Source organism: Salipiger sp., assembly GCF_059781815.1.
Map to the genome: position 1 here is coordinate 1 of NZ_JBYNAH010000257.1, position 7,010 is coordinate 7,010.

Consider the following 7,010-nt stretch of genomic DNA (forward strand, 5'->3'; position numbering starts at 1 on the left):
GGTGTGGGGTGCGGGGGGGCGGGGCGGGGACGGGTCTGGGCGCCGGGGGGCGTGGCGAGCGCGCGCCGGGGTGGGGCGGGACCGGGCGACCCGGTCCCGAGGCGGGTCAGGCCGCCGCTTCGTTCTGGGCGTCGATCATGACCGAGGCGAGGACGCCGTAGGTTTCGACCCAGGCTTCCTTGGTTTCCGGCGTGAAATCGTCGCCAAGGCCCTTGCCGAGGGTGAAGATCAGCGCTTCGCCGACATAGTCGTAATGCTCGGGCGTCACGTCGTAGCCGTTGTGACGGCGGCCCAGATCCTGCACGGCCGGCAGGATTTCGTCGAGCTTGGTGAGGCCGTTCACCGCGATCGCGATCATCTGCATGAGCTTTTTCTTCTGCTCGCTCATGTCGTCGGGAAACAGCGGCCGCACCTGCGGCGCGATCTCGAAGAGCTTGTCGTAGAAGATGTCGGCGGCGGGTCCGGCGATCGGGGCCACCTTCTTGAAGCTGCCCTGGACCAGGGCGATCTTTTCGGGGGTCATGTCTCTCTCATTCCTTTTCTTGTTCTGTGTAGGCCAGCGCCTGATCCGCGCCGCCGCTGGCCCAGACCATGAAGGCCACGGCCGCGGCGACCTGGGCGTCGCTGAGCGTTGGATTGCCGCCACGGGCCGGCATCTCGGCGTAGGTCTTGCCGATGAAGCCCTGCGTGGCGTGTTCGATCAGCACCGGAAGCCCCTGCGCGATGCGGGGCTGCCAGGGCCGTGTGGCGGTGATCTTGGGGGCGCCGGTGGCCTTGTTGCCGCCGTGGCAGGCCATGCAGGTGCCCTCCCAGACAGCCCGGCCGTCGCGCAACGACGGACGGTCGGGCACCGGCAGACGGTCCGCGGTGACGAACCCGTCCAGCCCGCGGGCCGACAGGACATCGGCGAGGGAGACCTCTGCCGCTGCCGGCCCGGCCGCGATCAGCGCCAGAGCGCCTATCGTCCCCCGCAGCACCGGATCAGTCCGTCGGGATCCGGATCACCACGCCGCCCATCACGTCGCCGCCCTCGAAGTCGGTCTTGGGCGAGTCCTTGTGGCCGTTGTGGCAGGAGGAGCAGGCCTCGGCCACGGCGACATCGGCGTAGAACGCGGTGAAGTAGGTCTGGCCGCCCAGCTCTTCCTCGCCGTAGAAGTTCTCGCCCGGGTTATCGACAAGGTACTGGAGGCCCTCTTTCTCGAGATCGGTGGCGGGGGCGTTCTGCTTGTTGATCGGCCAGAGCGACAGCAGCGAGTAGGAGAACGCATCGGTCTCCTCGGCGACCATCTCGGCGCCGAAGCGGAACATCTGCGCCGGCAGGACCAGCGCCTTCTCGTCCTCGAAATGCTCCGATGCGGTGATGACCTTTTCCTTCACCGCGAGGCGGTTGACGATCATCCTTGTATAGACCGTGCGGTCCGAGGACATCACCAGGTGAAGCAGGTCAGACACCTCCTGATAATCCATCTCGGCCTGGGCTGCGGTGCCGCCGCCAAGGGTCATGGCGCCGCACAGAACTGCGGCTTTGATCTTCGTTCCGTAGCTTGTCATAACTGTCTCTCCTGTTGCGTTATGAGTGGCAGGGGGACGCGTGGACCGTCCGATCACTGGTTGGCGCCTTGCTCGGGCGGTTCCACGCGGCTTGTCGCCCAATCGATGCTTTCGACGTGGCGGGATGGCTGGCCCTTGAAGTTGTTCGCGATCAGCGCCGGGTCGGCCAGCGCGTCGATGGCGAAGCCGAGCCCGTGGCAGTCGAGGCACACGGCGCGGATCATCTTCTCGTTCGGGCGAAGGGTGTCGTTCTGGTTGTGATTGGTGACGGCAAAGCCTTTGCTCTCGGCCTGCGGCATGTGACAGGTGGCGCAGGTGACCCCAGAGCCCGGCGCGCCGGAGCCGTCCAGCTCTGCCGTCCAGAGCCCGGCATGGGGGCTGGCCTCGTAGGACTGGCTGTGCTCGTCGGCGTGGCAGCTCAGGCAGGCGGTGACGGCGGTCTGCTGCGGCTCTTCGCGATGCGGCGCGTGGCAGGAGATGCAGGTCATGCCCTGACCATGCGCCTCGGTGGCCAGATCGGCCTGGGCCTCGTCGGTGGTCATCAGCGCCGGCGGCGCGGGATCGTCGAGATAGGCGTTGAGGGCCGAGACCAGCCCCTCGGGCGGGTTCTTCCATCCCAGCGCCTTGAGCTGCTTGGCGGCATCGCGCGGCTTGGAGATCTTGGAATGGCCGCGCATGCCGTGCCGGCCGAGCGAGAAGCTCTTGGCGGCGGGCTTGTGGCAATCCGCGCAGATGCCCTGGTCGGGGTGATCGGTCCACGCCTGAGCGTCCTCGGGAATGTGGCAGCTGTTGCAGGTCACCTCGGCGGCGGCGTGGGCCGAGGCGGCCCAGTCGTGGGCGATCTCGTCCGCGTCTGCGCCTGCGTCGGTTGTTGCGTCGGCGGGGGCGTCGAGCGCGGCGAGATAGGTCTCGACCTCGGCGGCGGTGGTGGCGCGCGGGCGGGCCGGAAGCGCCGCCGCGGCGATCACCGGGAGGTCTGCCAGCCATGGCTCACCGGCGTGCTTGACGAGGAAATCCTCGTAGAGCGCGCGGTTGTCGTGGTAGTTGTGGCAGCCCGACGAGGCGCAGGTGTCGAAGGTCAGGTCGGCATGACTCTCGCGGTCCTTGCGGATGTCCTGCTCGCCCTCGGAGTGGCAGGCGACGCAATAGTCGCCCTGAAGTGTGAGCATCATCGGCAGGGTGACCTCGGGCTGGTGCTCGACATGGCACGAAGTGCAGAACCGGCCGTCGATCTTTTCCCAGTAGGAGGCCATCCGGGGATTGGTGAATTTCTTCTTCGGATGGCTGTCATCCGCGGCCTTCAGCTCGTCCTTGTGGCAGGTCACGCAGGTCTTGTTGAGATCCTTGCGCACCGCTGCCTGGGATTCGAACGGGTCCGAGGTGTGGCAGGTCTCGCAGGCGATCTCGAGCTGGTGGTGCGCTCCGGCGGTCTGTCCCGGCAGCAGGACGGTGCGGTCTCCGCCGATGTATAGCGTGGCAAGCGCGGCGCTCGCGCCGAGCAGCGTGAGCACGCCCCAGAGCAGCCAGAGAAGTACGGTGCGCGACATCAACCCCTCCGTTCAGAACGCGTAGCTTGTGAGAACATGGGCGAGGATCAGCACCGGCAGCGGCCAGATCACCGCGATATGCAGCCAGGTCGGCCAGCGGCGGGCGGATTTGCGGGCGCTGCCGATGCGGCGGGCGCGCAGCGCGTGGTCGCCGCCGGTGGCGAGGCCGGCGGCCGCGCCGAGCAGCAGGGTCGCGGCAAAGCTGACGAACAGCAGCAGGTTGAGATTGGCGCCGGGCCGCAGCCCGGTATGCGCCACCAGCCCCAGAGCGGCCAGCCCGCCAATGGCCAGATGCACCAGCCGCCAGCCGTCATAGGCGCCGAGCCGGTCCATGATCCGCAGACGCTTGCGCAGGCCGATGATCATCGCCGCCAGCGTGACCCCGAGCAGCAGGAAGCCGGTCCATTGCTTGACGATATTGTCGCGCCACAGCCATTCCCGCAGGCTCTCGGCGTCGAAGCTCTGCGGAAACGGAATGCGCGGCGCGAATGCCACGATCACCGCGGACAGCGCCGCGAGGGCGGAGAGTGCGAGGATCGGGCGGTGCCAGCGCACCGGTTTCGGAGGCGCTCCGGCGCTGACCATCTCTTCCAGAAGGGGCTGGCACGAGCCGCAGACCGTTCCGGCGCCGGTGGCCGCGCTCAGCGCCTCGGCGGTTGCGGCGCCCTGCGACACCACCTCGCGCAGCCGCCCGCAGGTGACGCCGGTGCAGTTGCACAGCGTCGCCGCGTTCGGCATCTGCGCGATGTCGTCCTCGCCGTCGAGCCACAGCGCGCCGCCGCGCAGGAACCGGCCCACCATCCACGGGTAGATCAATGCGCCGTTCTGGATCGCACTCTGCACCCGGCTCGCCTGCGGCCAGCCGCCGACCGCGATGGCGCCGACCAGCCGCCCGCCGCGCAGGAAGATGCGGCGATAGCCCGCTTCGCTCTGCCACACGTGGCTGCGCACGTCCGCCGCGACCTCGAGCTGTTCGATCTCGCCGACCGAGAACACATCCGCCCCGATCACCTTGAGCTTGGTGGTCGGGGTCGAGCCCCGGTAGGGCGCCGCGCCGCCCAGAATGTCGGCCACGGCGGCATCCGCCTGCTCATAGCCGGGCCCCACCAGCCCGTGCACGATGCCGGCATGCTCGGCGCATTCGCCGATGGCGTAGATGTCGGGATCGGCGGTGCGCATGGCGTCGTCGACCAGAATGCCGCGGCTGAAGGGCAGCTTGGCGTCGCGCGCCAGATCGGTGTTGGCGCGGACCCCGGTGCAGACGATCACGGTGTCGCAGGGCAGCGTCTCGCCGCTGGCGAGGTGAATGGCCTCGACCCGGTGCTCGCCCGCGATCTCGCGCACCGCGACGCCGGTGCGCACCGACACGCCGAGATCGGCGATCCTCTCGGCCAGCACCGCGCCCGCCGCCGCGTCGAGCTGCCGGGGCATGACCCGGTTCTCGTGCTCGACCACGGTGACATGCGCCTGCCGCTGTTGCATGCCACGGGCCGCTTCGAGCCCGAGAAGGCCGCCGCCGATCACCACCACGCGCCGCGCGCTGATGCTGCGCGCCAGCAGCGCCGAGGCATCCTCGGCGGAGCGGAAGGTGAAGACCCCCGACAGGTCGCGCCCCGGTATGCCGGGCACGAAGGCGCGCGAACCGGTTGCGACGATGAGCTTGTCATAGGGCCAGATCTGCCGGTCGGCGGTCACCACGTAAGAGCGCTCGCGGTCGATGGCGGTGGCGCGCATCCCGGTCAGCAGGCGCAGATCGTGCGCCGTGTCGCTCAGCCCGGGGGTGACGATCTCTCCGAATTGCACCGATCCGGCCAGCAGCGGCGTCAGCTTGACCCGGTTGTAAGGCGCGACCGGCTCGCTTGACAGCAAGGTCACGTCGGCCCCGGCGCGGGCCAGCGCGCTTGCGGCGCGCGCGCCCACCGGGCCGCCGCCAATCACCACGACACGGGTGCGAGCGGCGCCGGCCTCCGGCCGGATCAGGGTCTGGTTCGGCTGTGCGGTCATCAGCTTCCGAATTTGGCTGCCACCTGTGCGCACGCCTTTCGGCGCACCGATCAGGGGGTGTTTGCAATGGCGGAATTCGAGAACGTCTGTGTTCTGCTGTCGACGACCACGTTGTCGGCGCCCTTTATGCTTAGGGCCGAAGCCTGCGCCTCAGAAATGATAAATGCCGCGTGGCCCGGATTTTCCGGGTCTGCGACCGCATCGGGCAGGGGGCCGGTCAAAAATTAACATTCATTTTGCATGAATGATTGGTTTCTGTGCGCGGTGAAAACATGCAGCGCTCGCGGATGCGGACCGGCCGAGGGGACGGAATCGGGGCGCCGGCATGGTTTTGCGCCGCAGGAGCGGTGGCGATCAGTCGCGAAACGCCGCCAGTAGGCGGGCCACCGCGCGCGGGCTTTTCTGGGCGACCTGTTGCAAGGTGTAGCCGTCGAGCACCCCGAACATCGCCGCCTTCGCTTCGCCGAGGATCGGGATCAGCCCGCAGTCGGGCAGCAGAATGCAGCCCTCGCAATCGATCAGCGCCTGCTCGCCCTCGGTGTGCCGCACGATCTCGCCAAGCGTCAGTTCATCGGCGGGGCGCGCCAGCCGCAGTCCGCCGCTGCGCCCGCGAACCGATTGCACGACGCCGGCCCCGACCAGATCGGTGGCCAGCTTCATCACATTGCCGCGCGGCAGGTCGTAGGCGGTGACGATCTCGGAGATCGGCACCAGCCGGTCGGGATGCAGGGCGAGATAGAGAGTGACCCTCAGGGCATAGTCGGAATAGCGCGTGAGTTTCATCTGGGCGAAGTCCTGAGCGGTGCGAGGCGGCGCGTCCCGTGGCGGCGGGGCGTCGGCGCGGAACTCGCCGATTAGGCGCACAGAACGCGGGAGGGTTGCAAGGGGGCTGCGGCGAAGGCCGGCCGATGGGATGTCCGGCACCGGTGGTTCAGGGAGGGCGTCGCGGGCCCGAGGCTGGGGAGGCGGCGGCGGGAGAGGGACGCGCCTTGCGGTTGGGCGCATGCGGTCTCCTCGGCGTTGGCGTATCCGGTCGGGAACAGAGGGGGCGCTGCCCCCGTCCGCGCAAGCGCGGACTCCCCCGAGGTATTTTGGAACCAGAGAAGATGGGGGGCAGAGAAAAAGGGGCGGCCCGGAGGCGCCCCTTTGCCTGTTGGCCAATGCCGCCGGGGTCAGGCGCGGTGGGCGCCGTCGGCGAGGGATTTGACGAAGGCGAGCACCTCGTCGGTGGGCTTGCCCTCGGCCTGGGCGGCGACGATGGCCGAGCCCACGACGCAGCCATCTGCGACGCTGGCGATGCTTTCGGAGGTTTCCGGCGTGCGGATGCCGAAGCCCACGATGACCGGCAGGTCGGTCTTGGCCTTGATGCGCGCCACTTCTGGGGCAACGTCGGCGGCCTGCGCCGCGGCGGCGCCGGTGATGCCGGTGATCGAGACGTAGTAGACGAAGCCCGAGGTGTTCTGCAGCACCTTGGGCAGGCGCTTGTCATCGGTGGTGGGGGTGGCGAGGCGGATGAAGTTGAGGCCGGCCTTCTGGGCCGGGATGCAGAGCTCCTCGTCTTCCTCGGGGGGCAGGTCGACCACGATCAGCCCGTCGATGCCGGCTTCGCGGGCGTCTTCGAGAAAGCGCTCGACGCCGCGGTTGTAGATCGGGTTGTAGTAGCCCATCAGCACGATCGGGGTGCTGTCGTCGCCTTCGCGGAAGTCGCGCACCATCTGCAGCGTGCGCTCCAGCGTCTGGCCGGCCTCGAGCGCGCGCTGGCCGGCGAGCTGGATGGTCGGGCCGTCCGCCATCGGGTCGGTGAAGGGCTGGCCGAGCTCGATGATGTCGACGCCGGCGGCGGGCAGGCCCTTCACCAGCTCGAGCGAGCGGTCGTAATCGGGATCGCCGGCCATGACATAGGCGACG

At 68.7% G+C, this 7,010-nt stretch carries 7 protein-coding genes; all 7 read right to left on the reverse strand.

The window, feature by feature from the left end:
- Positions 1-106: 106 nt before the first annotated feature.
- A complete protein-coding gene (locus AC6RA4_RS21865) occupies positions 107-523 on the reverse strand; it encodes a globin family protein (RefSeq protein WP_500163901.1) in 417 nt (138 codons plus the stop codon).
- A gap of 7 nt (positions 524-530) precedes the next feature.
- On the reverse strand, positions 531-977 hold the full coding sequence (locus tag AC6RA4_RS21870) for a c-type cytochrome (RefSeq protein WP_500163903.1): 447 nt from the start codon (positions 975-977) through the stop codon (positions 531-533).
- Between the two features lie 4 nt (positions 978-981).
- Positions 982-1,551, reverse strand: coding sequence for a Tll0287-like domain-containing protein (locus AC6RA4_RS21875; RefSeq protein WP_500163906.1), 570 nt, complete (start codon positions 1,549-1,551; stop codon positions 982-984).
- A 53-nt stretch (positions 1,552-1,604) separates the two neighbouring features.
- Positions 1,605-3,098: a cytochrome c3 family protein gene (locus AC6RA4_RS21880; protein WP_500163907.1), complete on the reverse strand. Its 1,494-nt coding sequence runs from the start codon at positions 3,096-3,098 to the stop codon at positions 1,605-1,607.
- A 12-nt stretch (positions 3,099-3,110) separates the two neighbouring features.
- Positions 3,111-5,102: an FAD-dependent oxidoreductase gene (locus AC6RA4_RS21885; protein WP_500163909.1), complete on the reverse strand. Its 1,992-nt coding sequence runs from the start codon at positions 5,100-5,102 to the stop codon at positions 3,111-3,113.
- 354 nt (positions 5,103-5,456) lie between these two features.
- Positions 5,457-5,885 carry an RrF2 family transcriptional regulator gene (locus AC6RA4_RS21890; RefSeq protein WP_500163911.1) on the reverse strand — a complete coding sequence of 143 codons (429 nt, stop codon included), beginning with the start codon at positions 5,883-5,885 and terminating at the stop codon, positions 5,457-5,459.
- Between the two features lie 389 nt (positions 5,886-6,274).
- Positions 6,275-7,010, reverse strand: a 736-nt coding sequence (gene trpA, locus AC6RA4_RS21895; RefSeq protein WP_500163913.1) for a tryptophan synthase subunit alpha, incomplete at its 5' end; no start/stop codon positions are given.